This window comes from Bacillus sp. FSL R9-9492 (assembly GCF_038007365.1).
GTDB classification, from domain to species: domain Bacteria; phylum Bacillota; class Bacilli; order Bacillales; family Bacillaceae_G; genus Bacillus_A; species Bacillus_A mycoides.
The window spans coordinates 4,493,537-4,516,482 of sequence record NZ_JBBOXC010000001.1 but is presented as its reverse complement, the minus strand read 5'-3'; the positions used below and the strand labels follow the sequence as shown (position 1 = coordinate 4,516,482).

Genomic DNA, 22,946 nt, shown 5'->3' with positions numbered 1-22,946 from the left:
ACAAGACAGGTTCCCTAAAGACATTTTATGTCTACCTCGTTTTTGGCGAGTCTTAGTAATTAAGAGGAGGTGCAAGTATGTACGCAATTATCGAAACAGGTGGAAAACAAATTAAAGTTGAAGCTGGTCAAGCAATCTACATTGAAAAATTAGATGTTGAAGCTGGTGAAACTGTTACTTTTGACAAAGTTCTTTTCGTTGGTGGCGAAAACGTGAAAGTTGGTAGCCCAGTTGTAGAGGGTGCAACAGTTACTGCGAAAGTTGAAAAACAAGGTCGCGCTAAGAAAATCATCGTTTTCAAATACAAAGCGAAAAAGAACAATCGTAAGAAACAAGGTCATCGTCAACCTTACACTAAGCTAGTAGTTGAAGCTATCAACGCTTAATTCTGGTTAAGATGATTAAGATTACGATAAGTCGCACGAAATTAGGAAGTATCCGATCATTTAAAATGACTGGACATGCCAATTATGCGCCACATGGACAAGATCTTGTCTGTGCTGGAACTACAGCGGTTGTGTTTGGTTCTATAAATGCAGTGGAAGAACTTTGTAATGTGCAGGCAACTATTGAACTCGGAAGTGATGGCGGATTCTTGACGTATGAATTGCCTAATGATTTAGACGTTCATACAGCAGAAAAAGCACAAATACTTTTAGAAGGATTGGTTGTTTCACTTAAGACGATTGAACTTGATTACGGAAAGTATATCCGTTTAATAGAAAAAGTGCAGGAGGTGTAACGTATGTTAAGATTAGATCTTCAGTTTTTCGCATCTAAGAAAGGTGTAGGTAGTACAAAGAACGGTCGTGACTCTCAGTCAAAACGTCTTGGTGCTAAACGCGCAGATGGTCAAACGGTTTCAGGTGGTTCAATTCTTTACCGTCAACGCGGTACAAAAATTTATCCAGGTGTTAACGTTGGTCGTGGTGGCGATGACACTTTATACGCGAAAGTTGACGGCGTAGTACGCTTTGAGCGTCTTGGTCGTGACCGCAAACAAGTGAGCGTATATCCTGTTGCTCAAGAAGCATAAGAACTCACGGAAAACTCTAACCTGAGTGCAGGTTAGAGTTTTTCTATATTAAGGGGTATCTAAATGAATGAAAAATGGACAATTATAGATGCGTTGAGCCACTCGAGACATGATTGGCTCAATCGTTTGCAGATGGTTAAAGGAAATCTTTCCCTTGGAAAAGTGGAAGAGATTCATAGGCTCATCGATCGTTTTGTCCAAGAAGCGAGACAAGAATCCAATCTGATGGGGCTATCAATGCCTTTATTTTCAGAGTGGATTTTAACATATAATTGGAAACAGCAACCGTGCTTATTGGAGTACGAAGTATTAGGGAAATTACATAACTTATCTCATCTAGATGAGACTGTATGTACATGGACGAATCAGTTTTTCTTAATGCTTCAGCATAGTTTAGACGTATATGTTGAAAATTATGTTTGTATCACAATTGAAAGTGACGCGGAGAATGCTCGTTTCTTTTTTGATTTTCGTGGAAAGCTAACGAATGTAGAAGAACTACAAACGTGGCTTGCGAACGAAAACAATAAATGGTATTCCATTTCTTATACAGTACGAGACGAAGAAGTCTCAGTTATATTACAACTAATCGAAAAAAGTGTGGTGAAATAATGTTTGTAGATCAGGTCAAGATATATGTAAAAGGCGGCGACGGTGGTAACGGAATGGTTGCGTATCGTCGTGAGAAGTATGTACCTAAAGGTGGCCCAGCAGGTGGCGATGGTGGTAAAGGTGCAGATGTTGTTTTTGTTGTTGAGGAAGGCTTACGTACATTAATGGATTTCCGCTACCAACGTCATTTCAAAGCTGATCGCGGTCAGCACGGAATGAGTAAAGGTCAGCACGGTCGTAAATCTGAAGATTTAATCGTAAAGGTTCCACCAGGAACAATAGTGAAAGATGAAAAAACAGGTGAAATTCTTGCCGATTTAGTAACGCATGAACAAACAGCTGTAATCGCAAGAGGTGGCCGTGGTGGCCGTGGTAATTCACGTTTCGCAACAGCGACGAACCCAGCTCCAGAAATCGCTGAGAACGGGGAACCAGGTCAAGAACGTGATGTCACGCTAGAACTTAAAGTGCTAGCAGATGTTGGACTTGTTGGATTCCCAAGTGTAGGTAAATCTACATTATTATCTGTTGTATCATCAGCGCGTCCGAAAATTGCAGAATATCACTTTACAACAATCGTTCCGAATCTTGGTGTTGTTGAAACTGGTGATAACCGCAGCTTCGTTATGGCTGACCTTCCTGGACTAATTGAAGGCGCACACTCCGGCGTTGGACTTGGACACCAATTCTTACGTCATATCGAACGTACACGTGTAATTGTACACGTTATCGATATGTCTGGTTTAGAAGGACGTGAGCCATATGAAGATTATGTCACAATCAATAATGAACTAAAAGAATACAATATGCGTTTAACTGAGCGTCCACAAGTTGTTGTTGCAAACAAAATGGATATGCCAGATGCAGAAGAAAACTTACAAGCATTTAAAGAGAAATTGGGAGACGAAGTGAAAATTTTCCCAATCTCAGCTGTAACGAAACAAGGTGTTCGTGACTTACTATTTGAAGTAGCGAACTTATTAGAAACAACACCAGAATTCCCAATGTACGATGATGTAGAAGAATCTGAAGCAAGTGTAATGTACAAATTTGAATCTGAATCTAATTTTGAAATTACACGCGAAAGTGATGGCACATTTGTTATTTCTGGTTATGACATTGAGAAAACATTCAAGATGACAGACTTCTCACGTGATGAATCTGTACGCCGATTTGCTCGTCAAATGCGTGGAATGGGTATTGATGAAGCCCTTCGTGCACGTGGTGCAACAGACGGAGATATTGTGAAAATTCTTGAATATCAATTTGAATTTATCGATTAAGACTGCCGAAATATGGCGGTCTTTTTTTTTCGTTATTTGAGTCCAGTAAAAACCCAATTCATATAGGTGAACCATAAGTCGATATAGGAAAAAATCCCCATTGATTAAAGTTTCAATTTATAATAGAAAAAGGAGTGATTTTAGAAGAATATTTTATGGGGAGAAAAGGAATATGTATAAAATATTAATTGTAGAAGATGATGAAAAAATTGCAGAGATATTAGAGGAGCATTTAGAAAGGTATGGATATCAATCTTTCAGAGTGAGCGATTTACGGCATATAAAAGATGAGTTTGTAAAAGTAAGTCCTCATCTTGTGTTACTTGATATTAATTTACCATACTTTGATGGCTTTTACTGGTGCCGCCAAATCCGCACTGTATCGAATGCGCCGATTATTTTTGTTTCTGCAAGAACAGGGGAAATGGATCAAGTAATGGCGATTGAAAATGGCGGAGATGATTACATTACAAAGCCATTCCATTTAGATATCGTAATGGCAAAGGTGAAAAGTGCACTCCGCCGCGGGTATGGTGAGTATGCTTTGGCCGCGGAAAGTGACTGCTTAGGTGTTAATGGATTGTTATTATTCCCATCACAGCACACAGTAGAGTGGAAAGGTCAACAAACGGAACTTACAAAAAATGAGTTTTATTTATTAGAATGTTTAATGAAACAAGCAAATCAATACGTGACACGTGAAGAGCTGTTAGAGGCTTTATGGGATGAAGTAGCTTTTGTTGATGATAATACATTAACCGTGAATGTAAAGCGTGTAAGGAAGAAACTTGAGGAGTTAGGCATTAAAAATGCAATTGTCACAAAGCGTGGGTACGGTTATGCTCTTCTTACTGAGTGGGGCGAAGGGCATGAAGGTTAAAAATTATCTCATAGAACGTTTTTCCTTAATCCTTTCTTACATTATAAGCCTTTGTTTATTTGGACTCGTATTGCAGTTGCAAAGCCTTTTAGAAAAGCGTGCGCTGGACTGGATTACATGGTTATACGGACTTTTATTAGGGACAGTTGTGTTTAGTGTATACCTTATTTACGATTACCGAAAACGAAGTGTGTTTTTAAAGAGGATAGAACAGTATATTGCCGGTGGACATACATTACATGACTCTTTACTTATTGATACTTCTTATACGTCAGAGCAAGAACTGGTCGTTGAAGCGTTTACGTTATTAAGGCAGCAATATATGAATGAAGTTCATAAGCAGCATGCAAAAGAGCAACAGCAAATGATTTTTATGAACCAGTGGATCCATCAAATGAAAACACCAGTATCCGTTATTGAATTATTGTTACAGAAATATGGTAAGGAACACCGTGAAGCAAGGGGAACGATTGAAAGTATTCGTGAAGAAAATAACCGTATTTTAAATGGGTTAGATTTAGCGTTACATATGGCAAGGTTAGATCAATTTTCGAAAGACTATAAAGTAGAAGTAGTAAATGTTATAGAGGTCATTCGAGATATTATTAATGAAAATCGGAAGTCGTTCATTCAATCTTCTGTATTTCCGAAAATGATGTTTGAAGAAGAGACTTGTATGATTGCGTCTGATAGAAAGTGGCTTAGTATCGCGATGAGCCAAATTGTTGTGAATGCAATTAAGTATACAAAAATTTCAGAAGCAGAGAAAAAAGAAATTCAATTTCAAATTGAAGAGAAAGATCAAAAGGTGTTATTACATATTAAGGACAATGGAATTGGTATTCCTGAGCAAGATGTAAAGCGTATATTTGATCCGTTCTTTACGGGAATAAACGGCCGTAAAACAAGGGAAGCGACAGGTATGGGTTTATATATTACGAAGGAAATTTGCGGTAATTTACATCATGGAGTGTATGTACAATCAACTGAAGGGGAAGGAACAACAGTTACGTTCCAATTTGCAAAAGATGAAGAATATCATACATTAATGAGAAAAATGACAAAACTGTAAGATAACAAAACGTTTTGTAAGGGAAATCACTCGTTTCTTTTTCTTATTTTTCTTATAGTAAATGTAAGAAGAAAACACGTAGGGGGATTAGAAATGAGTGTTCTTGAAGTAAAAGGGTTAACAAAGGTGTATCAATCAAAAGGTTCAGTAGCGACGACTGCTTTACATGATATAAATTTTAAAATTGAAGAAGGCGAGTTTGTAGGGATTATGGGGCCTTCAGGAAGCGGAAAAACAACGCTTTTAAATTTATTAGCAACAATTGATAGGCAAACTTCAGGTCATGTGCTTGTAAATGGTGAAGAAATTAATCAAATGCGTGCTGCAAAATTGGCGGAATTTCGCCGTACACATCTAGGATTCATTTTCCAAGATTTCAACTTACTTGATACATTATCGATTAAAGAAAATATTATTTTGCCGCTTGTAATGGCGAAGAAATCTGTAAAAGAAATTGATGCGAAAGTACTTGAAATTGCGAGGTTTTTAAACATCGAAGAAATTTTAAATAAAAAAGTATACGAAGTATCAGGTGGACAACAACAACGTGCAGCAGCTGCAAGGGCGATTATTCATGAACCAACATTAATTTTAGCGGATGAGCCAACAGGAAACTTAGATTCTAAGTCAGCGAAATCATTAATGGGAGCACTTCAAGATTTGCATGAGCAAAAGAAAGTAACGATTGCAATGGTAACACATGATCCAGTAGCCGCTAGTTATTGCGAACGTATCCTTTTCATACGTGATGGAGAGATTTTTTCAGAAATACATAAAGGAAGAACGAAGCAAGCCTTTTTCCAAGAAATTTTAGACGTACTTGCGATGCTAGGAGGAGAATATCATGAACTTTCGCCAGCTCGCGCTTAATAACGTAAAAGGAAATTGGCGTAATTATAAAGCGTTTCTTATTAGTAGTTGTTTATCGATTGTCGTATTTTTCATGTATGCTTCCTTCATTTATCATCCAGATGTCGTAAGCGGTAATATTAGTATGAAGACGATGATTACAAAAGGGTTAGAATCGATGAATTATATTGTAGTCATCTTCTCAGCACTCTTTATTTTATATGCGAATTCAACGTTTTTACGAGCAAGAAAAAAAGAATTTGGCTTATTAACGTTAATAGGTGGAACGAAGTCTCAACTTGGCCGAATGATTATATTAGAGCAACTGATGTTAGGGAGTATTGCCATTGTAGTAGGTATTGGGATTGGAATGCTTTGTTCAAAACTTTTCTTCCAAGCACTCAGTGTCTTACTAAAAATTGATAAAACACTGCCGCTTGTGTGGAATGGAAAAGCAGTTCTTATTACAGTTGGCATATACTTTGTCCTCTTTTTAATACTATCATTGTTTAGTGTTTGGACAGTAGGCCGCTTGCAAATTATTGATTTATTAAGAGAGGCAAGAAAACAAAAAGTAGAACCTTTTGCATTTACATGGTTAGGGGTAGTTGGTATAGGCTGTATTATTGCTGCGTATATACTTTGTTTCCAAGTAACAATTATGAATTTCATTATGTATTTCTTACCAATTGTCGGACTGACAATTGGCGGAACGTATTTACTATTTACACAAGGAAGTACAGTCGTATTAAAAGCATTGCAAAAACGAAAACAATCTTTTTATACGTATCCCAATATGTTTGTACTTAGCAATCTTATTTATAAAATGAAAGATAATGCTCGTTTTCTATTTGTTATTTCTATTATTACGGCGGTTGTTTCTTCAGCGGTTGGTACGCTTTATGTATATTTTGAAAATATGAGTGCGAAAACGATAGAGCTTACACCGCATGCTATTTCATATGAGGAAAAGGGACTAAATACGCATAGCCTGATTAATGAAGAAAAAGAACAAGAGATTGTAAAAAAACATGGGTTTGAAGATGCACGAAAAGTAACTTACGTAAAACTACCTGCAACACAGAAAATAATGTTGTTTAACAGTGAACGTGAAGTACCAATGACGATTATTTCAGAAAAAGAATATAACGCGGAAGTACGTGAACAAAAGAAAGAGCAAATTACAGAGGTTCATAATGCACCAGGTAGTGCGACGATGGTTATGGTTGATGCAGCAAATGAACTTATGAAGATAGATCGTACGAAACCGTATGAATTTACAATCAACGGACAAATGCAGTCTGCTCAATTAAATGAGCCAACGTCATATTCTGTTTTTAATGATAGCGAATATCTCATTGTGAATGATCAAGATTTTGAGAAATACGAAAAGCTCGTACCAGATGAAGAAAAGACGAAATATTATGGTTATTATATTGAAGACTGGAAAAGTACGGAAGACCTTGTGCTAGATTTGAAAAAGGAAATTGCACCAGAAAAGCAAGGGGAATTGAGAAACGCAGTGTTCGCTTATAAAGATATAAGAGAAGGTGGAGCGATTACAATGTTCATCGGATTCTTCGTAGCAGTACTGTTCTTCTTCTTTGCGTGTAGCATGACATACTTTAAATGGTTTAATGATAAAGAACAAGATCGTATTCAATTTAAGTCATTAAAAAGAATTGGTATGACAGATAAAGAAATTCGTAAAATTGCAATTCGTCAAATGGGAGTTATCTTCTTTATCCCAATTTTAATCGGTACAATTCATAGTGGATTTGCTCTTCATACGTTAGGGAAAATGCTTTATATCGATTTATGGAAATCAGGTGCGATTGTAATAGGGGCTTATATTTTAGCTTCTGCCATTTACTTTATGATCGCGCAAAGAGGATATTTAAAACACGTGAAAAGCTAGGGAAACCTCTAGCTTTTTGCCTATGTAGTAAGGTACAGGAGGACGATAGATGAACATTCGGCAACTGGCGCTACAAAATATAAAGGGAAATTGGCGTAATTATAAAGTGTTTTTCTTAAGTAGTTGTTTTGCCATATTTGCTTCTTATGCATACATGTCTGTCATTGTACATCCGTATATGCAAGAGACGATGTGGTATCAAAATGTACGCTGGGGACTTATCATATGTAACGTTATAATTATTTCTTTTTTCGTCATATTTATTTTATACTCTACTTCTATTTTCATAGAAGCACGTAAGAAAGAATTAGGGTTATATATGTTAATGGGAGCGACGAAGTCTAACGTAATAGGAGTGATTATGACCGAGCAAATATTGATCGGAATTTTCGCTAATATTTTCGGTATCGGGCTTGGCATGATTTTTTTAAAACTCTTTTTTATGGTGTTTAGCATGTTACTTCGCCTTCCGAAAGAACTCCCTGTCATATTTGACATGAGAGCGATTGGTGTAACGTTTGTTATATATATGCTCGTCTTTGTTCTGTTATCTTTTATAAGTGCTTTACGTATATGGAATATAAAAATCATACGGTTATTAAAAGAATTTCGAACAGATAAACGAGAGAGGAAAACATCAAAGTGGCTTTGTTTATTCGGCTTTGTTTGTTTAGGAACGGGATATGCGCTAGCGCTACAAGTGACGATGCCAACGATAGCATTATACTTTTTCCCTGTGTCTATACTTATTTTTTTTGGAACGTATTTTTCTTTTACACATGCTGTTAGCCAATTGTTAGAAGTGATAAAACGAAATAAAAAGATTATGTATACATATCCGTATTTATTTATAGTGAATCAATTGTCACATCGAATGAAGGAAAATAGTCGCTTTTTCTTTCTGTTGTCTATGGCAACAACGTTTGTCGTTACAGCGACAGGTACGGTGTTCTTATATTTTTCTAGCATGCAAGATATGTGGCGTGGCGGAGGAGTACACTCATTTTCATACATAGAAAAAGGTACTTCTGCTCATGAAGTTTTCGAGAAAGACAAGGTTGAAAACTTATTACATCAATATGGATATGATAATTTTCAATATATGAGTTTTGTTGGAGTGTATGCATCCTTTCAGTCCAATAAGGGAGAAACAGAGGTAGCACCGCTTATAAAGGAAAGTGAATACAATCAAGAGGCAAGAAAACAAAAACAGAAAATGTATTATCCTAAAAAAGGAACAGTTACACTTGTCTATTATAATAAACGCAATTATCCAAATGTATATAATCAAAAAGAGATTCAATTGCAAGTAATGAATCAAGCGTATCCATTCGCATTTAACGGTCAGAAAGAAGGGGTACAATTTAACTATCACCGTTCATACATTAATGGTCTGTTTTTTGTCATGAATGATGAAGATTTTAACAGTATAGCAAATACAATTCCGGATTCTGAAAAAATGATATATAGAGGTTACACATTACCAAATATCGAAAATACGAAGGAATTAAACGAAGCTTTACGGAAACATATGAAACAAGATGCAAATGATGCATTTCGAAGTAATATGGAGTTATATGTGAATATGAAAGAAGGCGGTGATATTACTCTATTTGTAGGCTCATTCATTAGTATATTATTCTTCCTTACTTCATGTAGTATCGTATATTTTAAATGGTTTCATAATATTGCATCGGATCGTAAACAGTACGGGGCACTCTCTAAACTTGGGATGACGAAGGAAGAAGTTTGGAAGATTTCCCGTTGGCAATTGTGTATGCTATTTTTTGCGCCAATTATAGTAGGAAGTATGCATAGTGCAGTTGCGTTATATACGTTTCATAATACTCTCTTTATGGACGGTTCATTAAGAAAAGTAGGTTTGTTTATTCTGTTTTATATCGCTGCATGTATCATTTATTTCTTCTTCGCTCAAAGAGAATACAAGAAACATTTAGACTAGCGAATGCTAGTCTTTTTTAAATATTCGAAATTTACATAGAAGAATATAAAAAAGTATGGTATAACAGTAAGAAAACGAAAAAGAGAGGGAAAAGACGATGATTCGAGTAGGATATTTAGGACCAGAGGCAACATTTACAAATATGGCGGTGAGTCGTTTTTTTCCGGAAGCAGAGCATGTACCGTATCGAACGATTCCAGATTGTATTGATGCAGCCGCAAATGAAAACGTAGATTTCGCAGTTGTACCGTTAGAGAACGCCATAGAAGGTTCAGTTAATATAACGGTTGATTATCTCGTACATGAGCAGCCACTTTCCATTGTAGGAGAAATTACAGTGCCAATTCAGCAACATTTACTCGTACACCCGCAGTACGAAGGAGTGTGGAAAGAAGTATACGCTGTACATTCTCATCCGCATGCCATTGCACAGTGCCATAAATTTTTAAATGAGGAATTAAAAGGGGTAACCGTTCGCGATATGACATCAACAAGCGCTGCTGCACAATATGTGAAAGAACATCCTGAAGAAAAAATTGCAGCTATTGCAAATGAAGCAGCGGCAGAAAAATACGGATTAACAATTGTAAGGCGTGATATTCATACGCATAAAAACAATCATACACGTTTCCTTGTTCTCCATAAGAAAAAGAAAGCAGTACTCCCAAATAACGGAGAAAACCGAGGAGAGAAAACGACGCTTATGATAACGTTACCCGCTGATTACGCAGGGGCACTATATCAAGTGTTATCAGCTTTCGCATGGAGAAAATTAAACTTATCAAAAATCGAATCTCGCCCGATGAAAACAGGTCTTGGAAATTACTTTTTCTTAATCGACGTAGATAAAGCATATGATGACGTATTATTGCCAGGCGTAATGATGGAACTTGAAGCACTCGGTTTTTCTGTTACAGTGCTGGGGAGTTATTCTTCTTATTGGTTGTAAGAGAGGTGGATGAACTGTCGATATTTCCCTTCTAATCGCTGATATAATTTTATCGGATAATACATTTTGTGATAGATAAATAGAATCCCACCTATAAATGGTGGGATTCTATTTATTTTAACTTCGCAAGACGATCCTCTAACTGACCACGCCAAATCTCGGCTAGTTCTTGTACAGCAAGAACCTTCGCAATGCCATCTTTATCTTTCCTATTATGAAAATAAATTTCGTTAGAGAACAAAACAGATACATTGTTTGATGGACGCTCTAGTAATGTAATTTTAGAATCTTTACGCACAGTACCTTCTTGAAGAACGCGGCATAAGTAGCCAGTATATCCAGTTGCTACAATGCGTGGCAAAATGCCAGGAATACCGAGACGTTTTGAAATTGTGCTACAAGGTACTCTCGCTTGTGTAACTTGAATGATTGCTTCGCCTAGTTGATATGTATCTCCGATGCATACATCACGCTCTAACATATTTGTTACGGTAATGTTTTCGCCAAATGTGGAAGCCGGAAGTGTAGTTTGAAATTCCTCTTCCCATAGTGCGTAATGCTCGTGTGGGTACACACAAACTGCGCGATCAGGTCCCCCGTGGTGTTTTAAATCCGCTACATCATCACCACGGAATCCGTCTTTTGAGAGGAAGGCCTCTTCTGTAGGATCTTTACATATACCTGTTATCATTTCTTTATCTTCGCCATATTTCATTTGTTTCGGTTTACCAGTGCTAAAGTGAACGAGTTCAATTTCCATATTTGACCTCCTTTACAATTGATTACAATATTATATCACTAAAAAAGCACAGAGAATGATAAAAAACTCTGTGCTTTACATTAATAAACGAGAAATCCAGCGCGGTCTAGTGCCTCACAAGCGGCATCTAATTTCTCTTTAGAATCTGCTTCAATTGTATGTAAGTGAATACCATCTGTTAGTTGCGAAAGATAGGAAGCGTTTGTGTTTTCGATTTTTTGTAAATATTGCTCTACATCGAAGCGATTACTTACCATAATCGATGCTGTTAAGTCGCCGTATACAGGATGCTCAACTTTTACGTCTTTAATTGTAACGCCGTGGTCAACTAACATAGTAAGTTCTTGACGTACTTCTGCCGGTTTATGTTGGCATACGATTACGCGTTCAAAAGCTTGTTGTCTTGTTTGTGGCTTTAAATATAAATACCCTTGTGCAGTCGCAATAATTGGTTCATTTCGTGCTTTTAGTAAGGAAATGTCTTGAACGATAACTTGCCTACTTACGTTTGTCTTTTTAGATAGTTCATTCCCTGATAATGGTTCATTTGCAGCAAGAAGCCACTCAAGGATGAGTTGTCGTCTTTCTTCGCCTAAAATCTTTTTTTGATCATTTTGTTTCATTATGATTTAACACCTCTATAAAATTGATTTCCAATTGTGTGTAGTGCATGAATAGTTGTATCAATTTGTTCTTTCGTTGTGTGATGTCCGAAAGAAAAGCGGACATATTGTTTTGCCTCTTCATACGTTTTTCCAATTGCAAGCATTGTTTTTGAAGGGTCTTGTTTACCTACTTGGCAAGCACTTCCAGTTGAAATGGCTATACCATGACGGTTACATTCTAACATTGTATACTGACCTTCTATTCCTTTTATTGTAACCCCAATAATATGTGGTAAACAAGAAGTAGAATGTCCTTTCACTTCAATTTCTAGAGGAAGTGTTTGTAATTGCTCTAAAAAATAAGATCGTAATTGTTTAAAACGAAAGCTCTCTTCCTTTTGATTCTTTAATATATGCTCTGCGGCTGTTAAAAAAGCAGCGATTCCAGGAACGTTCACTGTACCAGGGCGAAAGCCTTTTTCATGAGAAGTTCCCGGAAATACTTGTTCCCAGCGAACTTGCGGATTTATATAGCAAGCTCCAACTCCTTTCGGTCCGTATATTTTATGGGCTGAAACAGAGAGGCTATCAATCTCCATCGCTTTAACGTCTATTGGAAGTTTACCAAACGTTTGAACACAATCCGAATGAAATAAAACATTATATTTTTTTAAAAGTGCTCCGATCTCTGCAATGTTTTGAACGGTCCCGATTTCAGAGTTTCCGTGCTGTATACTTGCTAGAGCAGTATCTTCTGTAATAGCTGCTTCTAAATCTACTAAATGAATTATCCCACTTTTATCAACAGGAATCTCAGTAATAGTATAACCTTGCGATTGTAAGGATTGAAAATAACTTCGAATCGATGCGTGTTCCATAGGTGTCGTAATAATGTGCTTTCCATTTCTAGCATTTAGAAGGGATTGAATCGCAAGGTAGTTAGATTCTGAACCGCCGCTTGTAAAGAATACACCTTGTTCCTTACCCCCAATCATTTCTGCAAATGTTTCTCTACAAACTTGCAATAAAGATGATGCGCTTCCGCCGATATCGTGTAAACTTTGTTCATTTCCGAAATATTTCTTTGCTGCTTCTACATATGTTTCTAAAGCTTCTTCGCTCATAGGTGTTGTCGCTGCATAATCTAGATATATCATCATGTAATTTCCTCTCTTCAGTAAGAGTGACATTTGTTTTCGTTTTTAGAATGGTAGTGAAAATAAGAATTGTAAAAAAACTCTTGTCATTATTTTAAAACTATGTAAATATAGGTGTCAAGACAGTTGGAAAGTGTGAAGTGGGAGGCAACAATTATGCCAAGTGCAGATGTCTTGATTATTGGAAGTGGCGTTGCGGCGCTTCGTGTTGCGAAAGAGCTTTGTCACGAAAAGAATGTGATAATTATCACAAAAAAAACAGGACGTAATAATAATACACATTTAGCTCAAGGAGGAATTGCAGCAGCAGTTGCTACATATGACGATCCGAGTGGGCATTTTGAGGATACATTAGTGGCAGGTTGCCATTATAACAACGAAGAAGCAGTTCGTTATTTAGTTGAAGAGGGACCGAAAGAAATAAGTAAGCTTATTACGAATGGAATGAAATTTGATGGGGATGAAAAAGGGATCCACCTTGGTAAAGAAGGGGCGCATCGAAAACGGCGCATTTTACATGCCGGAGGAGATGCAACTGGTAAAAATCTATTAGAGCATTTAATACAAGAAGTAGTTCCGAACGTTACTGTCGTTGAGCATGAAATGGTGCTCGATTTTATTATAGAAAATAATAAATGCATAGGAGCTTTAACGCGAAATAGTGAAGGGAAGCTGAAGCGTTACTATGCTGATAATACGGTGTTAGCATCAGGAGGAATAGGTGGTTTGTACGCCTTTACATCGAATGATGAGACAATTACAGGCGATGGACTTGCGATGATATATCGAGCTGGGGGGGAACTTGTTGATTTAGAATTTGTACAATTTCATCCGACGATGTTATACGTGGACGGGCGATGTTGTGGTCTCGTTTCTGAAGCAGTCCGTGGTGAAGGAGCTGTCCTTATAAATGGAAAAGGACAGCGTTTTATGATGGATATACATCCCGGGAAAGATCTCGCACCGCGTGATGTAGTGGCAAGGGCTATTCATGAACAACTTCTTGCAGGTGAAAAAGTGTACTTAAACATCGAAACCATTCAAAACTTTGAACAACGTTTTCCGACCGTCTCATCATTATGTAAAAAGAATGGTATTGATTTAAAAGAAAATTCTATTCCGGTCGTACCGGGCGCTCATTTTCATATGGGCGGCGTGAAGACGAATTGTGACGGAGAGACGTCCATTTCAAACTTATATGCGGTCGGTGAAGTGGCTTGTAATGGAGTTCATGGTGCGAATAGATTGGCGAGTAATTCATTATTAGAAGGTCTTGTGTTTGGAAGACGAATAGGAAAACACATTTTAGCTAAGCCAGCAGAGGAAAGAAAAAATGTGCCGGAAGAGAGAGGGAAAAGTTTTATAGCTCTTAATGATTTACCGTTGAAAGAAGAAATACAAGAATGCATGATGAAATATGTTGGGATTGTGCGAACTGAGAAAAATTTATCATATGCTCAGAGATGGTTTAGTAGGTACGGTGTGCGAAATATGATCTTACAATATGATGCACTTACAAATGAAGAGATAACGCTTATTAATATGTTAACAGTTTGTGAGCTTATAACAGTATCAGCTTTGCAAAGAGAAGACAGTATTGGTGGTCATTATCGCATTGATTATCCAAAAAGAAATAGCGTAAAAAAAGAGATTATCCGAGTGAGAAGAAAACTACAACTTGTTTAATAAGGGGAAGAGGGGTTTTATGAATACGTTAAAAGTTAAGGAAGCATTAAATCGATTTTTTCTAGAAGATATAGGAGAAAGAGATGTAACATCTCAGCTTATCTTTCCCGATAATGCACTTGCGAAAGGAACGTTTCTTGTAAAGGATACAGGGGTATTTGCAGGGTGCTTAGTAATTGAAGAAGGATTTAAATTAATTGATCAGAGAATTGAAGTTGAACTTCATAAAAAAGATGGGGATCTTGTAGAAAAAGGCGAAATAATTGCAACCGTGCAAGGACCAATCGCATCATTATTAACGGCAGAGCGCGTTATATTAAACGTTATTCAGCGTATGAGCGGGATAGCGACGATGACACGTAAGGCGGTTTTTGCTTTAGATAGCAGTCATACACGCATTTGTGATACGAGAAAAACGATGCCAGGACTACGTATGTTTGATAAATATGCTGTAGTATGCGGGGGCGGGTTTAACCACAGATTCGGTTTATATGATGGTGTCATGATTAAAGACAATCATATTGCTTTTGCTGGCTCGATTACAAAAGCTGTTACATCGGTGAAAGAAAGATTGGGACATATGGTGAAAGTAGAAGTCGAAACAGAGACAGAGGCGCAAGTAAGAGAAGCAGTAGAGGCCGGCGCAGATGTTATTATGTTCGATAATCGTACGCCAGAAGAGATTCGTGAGTTTTCAAAAATTGTACCAAGTGCCATCGTTACGGAGGCTTCAGGTGGTATTACAATTGAAGATTTGTCAAAATACGGAAAAACAGGGGTGGATTATATTTCACTTGGAGCGTTAACACATTCAGTGAAAGCACTTGATATTAGTTTTAATATTGAGGCCTAATGAGAGTGGTTTAGAGGGGGAGAATCATAAATGGGTATTTTAGAGAAAGTTCAGCCAATCGAAGTAATGTTACCAGAGCGTTATCAAATGATGTCTACATTAGAGATGGAAGAGCGTGTCCGTGAAATTAAAGAAAAAATGGGGGCATTACTATTTATTCCAGGACATCATTATCAAAAAGATGAAGTGGTGCAATTTTCAGATGCAGCAGGGGACTCGCTGCAACTCGCGCAAGTTGCAGCGAATAATAAAGAGGCAAAATATATTGTGTTTTGTGGTGTGCACTTTATGGCAGAAACGGCAGATATGTTAACGACAGATGATCAAATTGTCATCTTACCAGATATGCGTGCCGGCTGTTCTATGGCAGATATGGCAGATATTGAACAAACAGAAAGAGCGTGGAAAGAGCTCGCGAAATTATTTGGGGATACGATGATTCCATTAACGTATGTAAATTCAACAGCTGCGATCAAAGCGTTTTGTGGTCGTAATGGAGGGGCAACAGTAACCTCTTCTAATGCAAAACAAATGGTGTCTTGGGCGTTTACACAAAAAGAGCGTCTCGTCTTTTTACCAGACCAACATTTAGGAAGAAATACAGCGTATGATTTAGGTATTCCGTTAGAAAAAATGGCAGTGTGGAACCCGCATACAGATTCATTAGAGTACGATGGAGATATAGAAGAAATTCAAGTGATTTTATGGAAAGGCCATTGTTCTGTTCATCAAAACTTCACTGTGAAAAATATTGAAAATGTGCGGGAAAATCATCCGGATATGAATATTATTGTTCACCCTGAATGTTGTTATGAAGTGGTTGCTGCTTCTGATTATGCAGGATCAACGAAATATATTATTGATATGATTGAAGCAGCTCCGGCGGGAAGTAAGTGGGCGATTGGTACAGAGATGAATTTAGTGAACCGAATTATTCAGCAACATCCAGATAAAGAAATTATTTCGCTAAATCCGTTTATGTGTCCTTGCTTAACGATGAACCGAATTGACTTACCTCACCTGTTATGGGCACTTGAGAACATAGAAAGAGGAGAACAAATTAACGTTATTCGTGTAGAGAAACAAGTAACAGAAGAGGCAGTTCTTGCATTAAATCGTATGTTAGAGCGCGTTTAAAGCAGCGGGATTTCCGTTGCTTTTTTTCGTACATATAATCATAACAAGGATGAAATAGGCATACATTGTGTTGAGGAAATCATTGCGGTTTTTCTATGCTTATTCCACTTCGAATCATATTGAAAATAGAAGAAGTGATAAAAGTAAAAGAAGTTAATGTTGTTTAGAAAGTGTTACTTCAAAGTGTTTTTACTTATAGATAAGTTATACAGGAGGGGGAAAATTTGAAAATTCATATCGTGCAAAAAGGGGAGACCCTTTGGAAAATTGCAAAAAAGTACGGAGTGGATTTTGAAACGCTAAAAAAAACAAATACACAGCTTAGCAATCCAGACCTAATTATGCCAGGGATGAAAATTAAAGTGCCATCGCATAGCGTTCATGTGAAACAACAAACTGGATCGGGTTCAGCGCCCCCGAAACAATATGTAAAAGAGGTGCAGCAAAAAGAGTTTGCATCAACACCAACGCCACTTGCAATAGAAGATGAAGATGAGATCACGTATCAATCAACACCTATTACACAACAACCAGCTATGCAACAAACGCAAAAAGAAATGCAGATAAAACCGCAAAAAGAAATACAGGTGAAGCCGCAAAAGGAAGTGCAAGTGAAGCCACAAAAAGAAGTGCAAAAAGAAATTCCGATTCAAAAAGAGAAGCCAGTTGAAAAGCCGCCTGTCATTCAAAAACCACCTGTTGTAGAGAAAGTAGAAAAACTAAAACCTACTACGAAAGAAAACACTAAATTTTCTATCAATGTATTACCGCAGCCGCCGCAACCACCAATTAAAGCGAAAAAAGAATATAAAATTTCAGACGTAATAAAAAAGGGAAGCGAGTTAATTGCTCCTCAAATTAATAAAATGAAACCTAACAATGTCATTTCTCCGCAAACGAAAAAAGACAATATAGGAAACATAGTGTCACCGCAAGTGAAAAAAGAAAATATAGGGAATATAGTGTCACCGCAAGTGAAGAAAGAAAATATAGGGAATATAGTGTCGCCGCAAGTGAAGAAAGAGAATGTAGGGAATATAGTGTCGCCGCAAGTGAAGAAAGAAAATGTAGGGAATATAGTGTCGCCGCAAGTGAAAAAAGAAAATGTAGGGAATATAGTGTCGCCGCAAGTGAAAAAAGAAAATGTAGGAAGCATAGTCTCGCCACAAGTGAAGAAAGAAAATATAGGAAGCATAGTCTCGCCACAAGTGAAGAAAGAAAATATAGGAAGCATAGTCTCACCAAACGTATCAAAAGAAAGTGTTATTATCCCGCAAGTAATACCGCCTAATATTCAAGTGCCGAATATAATGCCAATAATGGATAACAATCAACCACCAAATATAATGCCAATAATGGATAACAACCAAATGCCAAATATGATGCCAATAATGGATAACAACCAAATGCCAAATATGATGCCAATAATGGATAACAACCAAATGCCAAATATGATGCCGATAATGGATAACAACCAAATGCCAAATATAATGCCAATAATGGATAACAACCAAATGCCAAATATGATGCCGATAATGGATAACAACCAAATGCCAAATATAATGCCAATAATGGATAACAATCAAATGCCAAACATGATGCCGATAATGGATAACAATCAAATGCCAAACATGATGCCGATAATGGATAACAATCAAATGCCAAACATGATGCCGATAATGGATAACAATCAAATGCCAAACATGATGCCGATAATGGATAACAATCAAATGCCGAACATGATGCCGATAATGGATAACAATCAAATGCCGAACATGATGCCGATAATGGATAACAATCAAATGCCAAACATGATGCCATATCAACAGCCAATGATGCCGCCATATCCGCAGTATCAGCAACAAAATCCATACAATCAAATGCCGTATCAACAAATGTCGCCACAATATACTTCTATGCCAAATCCAAATACGATGCCAATGGATAATAATATGCCACCACTCGTGCAAGGGGAAGAAGATTGTGGATGCGGAGGAGAGAATAGGTTATATAGTCCTCAGCCGGGTGGACCACAATACGCCAATCCTTTATATTATCAACCGACTCAGCCAGCATATGCACCGCAGCCAGGAACGATGTATTATCAGCCAGATCCACCAAATGTATTTGGAGAACCAGTTTCAGAAGAAGAGGATGAAGAGGAAGTTTAAAAAAGGTGGGGTTATTCCCGCCTTTTTTGTATTCGTGATGGTCAGGAATATGGTGAATTTACATTAAGTGCTAGAAAATTCCTAGTGAAATATTAACAGTGTAAAAAACCTCTCTGTTACTCATCATAAGGGGGAGCTTTTCGAAAGAGAAGTTCATTCTAACAAGGGGGGTTTTTGTATTGAATACGAAAGTAAAAGTTATTGCTGCTTCTTTGTTAGTTACCAGTGCATTAGCTGCATGTGGTACACCAAAAGATAATAATGCGATGGATGGACGTAACTATAATTACGAGCGTACATCTTATAATGACACACACCGATATAATGATAATGTAACGCGTAACGATCGTTCTACAGATTATGTAACATATAGAAACGGTCGTAATGACGCAGGATCCAACTATTATCGTGATGTAAATTATAATGGGCAAATTGCTAATCCACACCCAACTCGTAATATTACAATGAACAATTCATACATTAACAATGATGGTAAAACTGCGGAGAAAATTACGAATCGTGTAAAACGTATGAATAACGTAGATAGAGTTTCTACAGTTGTATATGGAAACGATGTAGCGATTGCGGTAAAACCGCGTAATACAGCGACGAATGAAACAGCGATGGCGAACGAAATTCGTCAAGCTGTTGCGAATGAAGTTGGAAATAGAAATGTTTATGTTTCTGTAAGAAATGACATGTTTACTCGTGTTGATGCAATGAGTACGCGTCTACGTAACGGTACAGTTACAAATGATTTTAATCGTGACATAACAAATATGTTCCGAGACATTCGTTATGGCTTAACTGGTACAGTACGATAACAAAACAAAGAGGAAGGGATAGCCCTTCCTCTTTATTCGTCTTTATCTTGTAAGCGACGTTTTTTAATGAAATAACTAATGGAATAGGAAGCTAAAAAGCATACGAAGAGGATACTACCTGTAAGGATAGCTTCAAACAGCGGTCTCTCTGGACTGAAAATGATATAAATAATAGCCATAATAATTCCTATAATAAGACAGCGTAAGACAATTTTGTAATAGGGAGTTAATTTCACTTCTTTTGCGCTTTCTTCTACATCGATTGAAACACTTAATTGTAAGTAACTAAGTATAATGCTTGTAAGTATAAATAATAACCACAATGGAGATTTCGTAATTTGATCGATTCCTTCAGAAAATCCGATATAGCCCAAAATTCCGATTATTCCAAGTGATTGAAAGAGAAAGGCAATACGTATGTTTTTTAACGTTTGAAGAATGAGGCGTTCATCTTTAATTTTTTTCAAAGCATTCATCTCCTGTTTATTATGATTTCGCTGTCATACAAATTGTAACATATATATTACATTAATCAATTTATATTTTACATAAATTTCAATTGGTTGAAAGAGGAAGAAAAATATATTTAGAAATATATTGCGCTTCTACCTTGTTAATGTTATATTAGCAAAGCGATGAGCTAATTTACGTAAGTCGAGAGATATGCTTAAGTGCTAAACACGCGAATGTGGTCGCCTGGTCTTTCGCCGTAAACGCATCAGACGCCTGCTTTGCAGGCGTCTTTCATTTTATATAAAAGTAAATGATACATGCAGATGAGGATTAACCCTTATCTGCATTTTTTATTTTCCTTAGAAATTTAATGCTATTGTTTATATGGATAAAACCCCCATTTCCGGAAAAGCTACAAATGAAAGTATGATTTTGCCTAGAAGAGGTGAACAGAAATGAAATGGATGCTAATTGCAGTGCAAGCTTTCGTTGTGATGTTTTGCTTAGCTTATGGATCCGATGTGAGGGCAGAAATAACAGAAAAAGTACCTGAAGTTACAATTTTATTAGAGCGTATGTATGTTGATGGAGAAGTAAGTGAGGAAATACTGACAGAAAAAGTAGCGGATTTAGAAAAGTTTTTGCAGCAATATAAAGAATGGCAACTTGTTGATCGCGATGATGTGCAAATCGTATTACAAAGGAAAGTTGATGATATTTCTCCTTTACTGAAAACGAGCGGTTATTTTGGTGTTTCAGAGGAAGGGATATTGCAAATTTTTAAAGGGGTACCGAAGAGTGATAACGCGATCCATTCCTTCTTTCAAATTGATATGAAAAAGCTTGAGAGTTATGAGCGAGCAAAACTAAAGCGTGGTATTCGTATTAAGTCAAAAGAAGGATTCGTGAAGACAATCGAAAAAATGAAGCAGTACGCAGTGCAAAATAATAAAAAAAGCAGCTCAGGGTGAGCTGCTTTTTTTATTTATTCTTAGCTAAAATCTCTTTTGCGATTTCATCAATTAGCATATCTTTTCCGATTGGATTGAATGCTTTCGTATTGAAGACTTCATTCGATACTTCATATACGTGATTGTTTTTTACTGCTTTATTATCTTTCCAAACCGCACTATTTTTATAGTCTTCGTACACTTTATCAGCTTCTCCGCCGAAGCTTACAATAAACATTTGATCAGGCTGGAATGCAACAAGACCTTCTAGTGATACTTGTGCCATCGTTTGTTTTAAATCTGTACCTTTTGTTGCTGGAAGTTTTAAGTCGTTAAAGATGATGTCACCATATCCGAAGCTACCGTATACACGGAAGTTTTGTGGTGTTACTGCAACGAACATAAAATTCTCATCTTTTGTTTTTTCTTTAATTTTTTTAGATAAAGAGTCTGCTTTTTTATCGTAATCTGCAATCCATTTGTCGGCTTTCTTTTCTTCGCCAAATAGTTTACCTACTTCTTTAAACTTACCGCGCCAGTCTTCTAGATTTGTTTCTAGAACAACTGTCGGTGCAACTTTTTCAAGTTGATCATAAATTTTCAATTGACGATTGTTTAAAATAATTAAGTCTGGTTTTAAAGCAGTAACAGCCTCTAGGTCAACTTTAGGTGCCCAGTACCAGCCGACTGCCTTTACCCCGTCTAGCTTTTCCGTTAAGTGATTTTGGATTTTATCTTTATATGTGTTTGCTGTACCGACAGGTTTATGACCAAGAAGTAATAATTCCTCTGTTGATCCAGATAAATCCACAATTCTCTTTGGATTAGCTGGAATTGTTGCTTCCCCTTTAGCATGTTTTACAACTTTTGTTTTCGGTTGTTCTTTTGCTTTTGCTTCTTCTTTTTGAGAAGAACAGCCAACGATAGAAAGAACAACTAGCATGATAGTAAATAAAATAAATAGCTTTTGTTTCATCCTGATGTAACCCCTTTAATTAATATTGATAATCATTATCGACATCTGTATATTAATGTTCTTTTTGTATTTATGTCAATAGAAAAAAACGGAAATTGTAAACGGGGAACATTTGTTGGGGCAGTCTCGCTTTTCTATTGTTAAATATGTTAAAATGGAATACATGATTTGAGAGGGAGAGATCGTATTTTGTTTGAATATGTTACAGGTTACGTGGAGTATGTAGGACCGGAATATGTCGTAATTGACCATAATGGAATTGGTTATCAAATTTTCACACCAAATCCGTATGTATTTCAAAGAAGTAAGCAAGAAATCCGTGTCTATACATATCATTATGTGAGAGAAGATATTATGGCACTTTACGGGTTTAAAACACGTGAAGAGCGTTTATTATTTACAAAATTGTTAGGTGTATCGGGGATTGGACCAAAAGGTGCTCTTGCAATTTTAGCTTCTGGTCAAACCGGACAGGTCGTTCAAGCGATTGAACATGAAGATGAGAAGTTCTTAGTGAAGTTCCCAGGCGTAGGAAAGAAAACAGCGCGCCAAATGATTTTAGATTTAAAAGGAAAACTAGCAGATGTTGTACCAGATGCGTTTGTTGATTTGTTCTCAGATACTGAAAGTTTTGATACGAAGAAAGGTTCATCAGTTGAACTTGATGAAGCACTGGAAGCACTGCGTGCACTTGGCTATGCAGAACGAGAAGTCTCTCGCGTTGTACCAGAGTTATTAAAAGAATCACTAACGACGGATCAATATATTAAAAAGGCACTTAGTCTTTTACTAAATGGTAAGAGGTGAGTATA

General features: G+C 36.9%; 22 protein-coding genes, 1 pseudogene and 1 other annotated feature (1 of these 24 cut by a window edge). Of the genes and pseudogenes, 18 read left to right on the top strand and 5 right to left on the bottom strand.

Annotation, left to right across the window (positions count from 1 at the left end; genetic code table 11):
- Positions 1-63 (top strand) — a sequence feature (ribosomal protein L21 leader region); it begins 16 nt to the left of the window's first position.
- A gap of 14 nt (positions 64-77) precedes the next feature.
- The 11 genes from rplU to pheA all read left to right on the top strand — a co-directional run bounded on the left by rplU (position 78) and on the right by pheA (position 10,562).
- The gene (rplU, locus tag MKY70_RS23170; RefSeq protein ID WP_000270907.1) at positions 78-386 is read left to right on the top strand and encodes a 50S ribosomal protein L21; all 309 of its coding nucleotides are present in this window, start codon (positions 78-80) and stop codon (positions 384-386) included.
- An 11-nt stretch (positions 387-397) separates the two neighbouring features.
- Positions 398-742, top strand: coding sequence for a ribosomal-processing cysteine protease Prp (locus tag MKY70_RS23165; RefSeq protein WP_002138477.1), 345 nt, complete (start codon positions 398-400; stop codon positions 740-742).
- A 3-nt stretch (positions 743-745) separates the two neighbouring features.
- Positions 746-1,036, top strand: coding sequence for a 50S ribosomal protein L27 (gene rpmA / locus MKY70_RS23160; protein ID WP_000944957.1), 291 nt, complete (start codon positions 746-748; stop codon positions 1,034-1,036).
- A 63-nt stretch (positions 1,037-1,099) separates the two neighbouring features.
- Positions 1,100-1,648, top strand: a complete 549-nt coding sequence (locus MKY70_RS23155) for a sporulation initiation phosphotransferase B (RefSeq protein WP_002015377.1) — start codon at positions 1,100-1,102, stop codon at positions 1,646-1,648.
- Positions 1,648-2,931 (top strand): GTPase ObgE, encoded by a 1,284-nt coding sequence (gene obgE, locus MKY70_RS23150; RefSeq protein ID WP_002015378.1) that lies wholly within the window; start codon positions 1,648-1,650, stop codon positions 2,929-2,931. The genes MKY70_RS23155 and obgE overlap by 1 nt, the downstream gene beginning before the upstream one ends.
- A gap of 172 nt (positions 2,932-3,103) precedes the next feature.
- A complete protein-coding gene (locus tag MKY70_RS23145) occupies positions 3,104-3,811 on the top strand; it encodes a response regulator transcription factor (RefSeq protein ID WP_002034150.1) in 708 nt (235 codons plus the stop codon).
- A complete protein-coding gene (locus MKY70_RS23140; RefSeq protein ID WP_140152417.1) occupies positions 3,801-4,883 on the top strand; it encodes a HAMP domain-containing histidine kinase in 1,083 nt (360 codons plus the stop codon). The genes MKY70_RS23145 and MKY70_RS23140 overlap by 11 nt, the downstream gene beginning before the upstream one ends.
- A gap of 93 nt (positions 4,884-4,976) precedes the next feature.
- Positions 4,977-5,753 carry an ABC transporter ATP-binding protein gene (locus tag MKY70_RS23135; RefSeq protein WP_341025784.1) on the top strand — a complete coding sequence of 259 codons (777 nt, stop codon included), beginning with the start codon at positions 4,977-4,979 and terminating at the stop codon, positions 5,751-5,753.
- Complete coding sequence (locus tag MKY70_RS23130; RefSeq protein ID WP_088034163.1) at positions 5,728-7,650, top strand: ABC transporter permease; 1,923 nt, start codon at positions 5,728-5,730, stop codon at positions 7,648-7,650. Before MKY70_RS23135 ends, MKY70_RS23130 begins: the two co-directional genes overlap by 26 nt.
- A 49-nt stretch (positions 7,651-7,699) precedes the next feature.
- Positions 7,700-9,613 carry an ABC transporter permease gene (locus tag MKY70_RS23125; protein ID WP_088034165.1) on the top strand — a complete coding sequence of 638 codons (1,914 nt, stop codon included), beginning with the start codon at positions 7,700-7,702 and terminating at the stop codon, positions 9,611-9,613.
- A 97-nt stretch (positions 9,614-9,710) separates the two neighbouring features.
- Complete coding sequence (pheA, locus tag MKY70_RS23120; RefSeq protein WP_002192473.1) at positions 9,711-10,562, top strand: prephenate dehydratase; 852 nt, start codon at positions 9,711-9,713, stop codon at positions 10,560-10,562.
- Between the two features lie 112 nt (positions 10,563-10,674).
- Here pheA and MKY70_RS23115 read toward each other — a convergent pair whose 3' ends face one another.
- The 3 genes from MKY70_RS23115 to MKY70_RS23105 all read right to left on the bottom strand — a co-directional run bounded on the left by MKY70_RS23115 (position 10,675) and on the right by MKY70_RS23105 (position 13,087).
- Positions 10,675-11,322, bottom strand: a complete 648-nt coding sequence (locus MKY70_RS23115; RefSeq protein ID WP_088034168.1) for an MOSC domain-containing protein — start codon at positions 11,320-11,322, stop codon at positions 10,675-10,677.
- 80 nt (positions 11,323-11,402) lie between these two features.
- On the bottom strand, positions 11,403-11,945 hold the full coding sequence (locus MKY70_RS23110) for a transcription repressor NadR (protein WP_002034157.1): 543 nt from the start codon (positions 11,943-11,945) through the stop codon (positions 11,403-11,405).
- The gene (locus tag MKY70_RS23105; protein WP_002190770.1) at positions 11,945-13,087 is read right to left on the bottom strand and encodes an IscS subfamily cysteine desulfurase; all 1,143 of its coding nucleotides are present in this window, start codon (positions 13,085-13,087) and stop codon (positions 11,945-11,947) included. The genes MKY70_RS23110 and MKY70_RS23105 overlap by 1 nt, the downstream gene beginning before the upstream one ends.
- A 153-nt stretch (positions 13,088-13,240) precedes the next feature.
- Here MKY70_RS23105 and nadB point away from each other — a divergent pair, with 153 nt between their 5' ends.
- From nadB to MKY70_RS23080, 5 genes and pseudogenes are all read left to right on the top strand, one after another.
- The gene (nadB, locus tag MKY70_RS23100) at positions 13,241-14,770 is read left to right on the top strand and encodes an L-aspartate oxidase (protein WP_113734167.1); all 1,530 of its coding nucleotides are present in this window, start codon (positions 13,241-13,243) and stop codon (positions 14,768-14,770) included.
- Positions 14,771-14,789: 19 nt separating this feature from the next.
- Positions 14,790-15,623 carry a carboxylating nicotinate-nucleotide diphosphorylase gene (gene nadC / locus MKY70_RS23095; protein ID WP_002184918.1) on the top strand — a complete coding sequence of 278 codons (834 nt, stop codon included), beginning with the start codon at positions 14,790-14,792 and terminating at the stop codon, positions 15,621-15,623.
- A gap of 30 nt (positions 15,624-15,653) precedes the next feature.
- Positions 15,654-16,760 carry a quinolinate synthase NadA gene (gene nadA, locus MKY70_RS23090; protein WP_341025780.1) on the top strand — a complete coding sequence of 369 codons (1,107 nt, stop codon included), beginning with the start codon at positions 15,654-15,656 and terminating at the stop codon, positions 16,758-16,760.
- A gap of 224 nt (positions 16,761-16,984) precedes the next feature.
- Positions 16,985-17,141: pseudogene (gene safA, locus MKY70_RS30890) on the top strand (SafA/ExsA family spore coat assembly protein); the annotation flags it as partial.
- Between the two features lie 1,969 nt (positions 17,142-19,110).
- Positions 19,111-19,755, top strand: coding sequence for a YhcN/YlaJ family sporulation lipoprotein (locus MKY70_RS23080; protein ID WP_341025775.1), 645 nt, complete (start codon positions 19,111-19,113; stop codon positions 19,753-19,755).
- Positions 19,756-19,787: 32 nt separating this feature from the next.
- Here the strand turns inward: MKY70_RS23080 and MKY70_RS23075 are convergent, their stop codons facing one another.
- A complete protein-coding gene (locus tag MKY70_RS23075; RefSeq protein ID WP_341025772.1) occupies positions 19,788-20,222 on the bottom strand; it encodes a branched-chain amino acid ABC transporter substrate-binding protein in 435 nt (144 codons plus the stop codon).
- Between the two features lie 441 nt (positions 20,223-20,663).
- Here MKY70_RS23075 and MKY70_RS23070 point away from each other — a divergent pair, with 441 nt between their 5' ends.
- A complete protein-coding gene (locus MKY70_RS23070) occupies positions 20,664-21,179 on the top strand; it encodes a BofC C-terminal domain-containing protein (protein ID WP_002167631.1) in 516 nt (171 codons plus the stop codon).
- A 10-nt stretch (positions 21,180-21,189) separates the two neighbouring features.
- Here the strand turns inward: MKY70_RS23070 and MKY70_RS23065 are convergent, their stop codons facing one another.
- On the bottom strand, positions 21,190-22,134 hold the full coding sequence (locus MKY70_RS23065) for an iron-hydroxamate ABC transporter substrate-binding protein (protein WP_088034180.1): 945 nt from the start codon (positions 22,132-22,134) through the stop codon (positions 21,190-21,192).
- Between the two features lie 189 nt (positions 22,135-22,323).
- On the opposite strand from MKY70_RS23065, the gene ruvA reads away from it, so the two are divergent.
- Entirely contained in the window at positions 22,324-22,941 is a 618-nt protein-coding gene (gene ruvA / locus MKY70_RS23060) for a Holliday junction DNA helicase RuvA (protein WP_002088786.1), read from the top strand.
- The last annotated feature ends 5 nt before the right edge of the window (positions 22,942-22,946 follow it).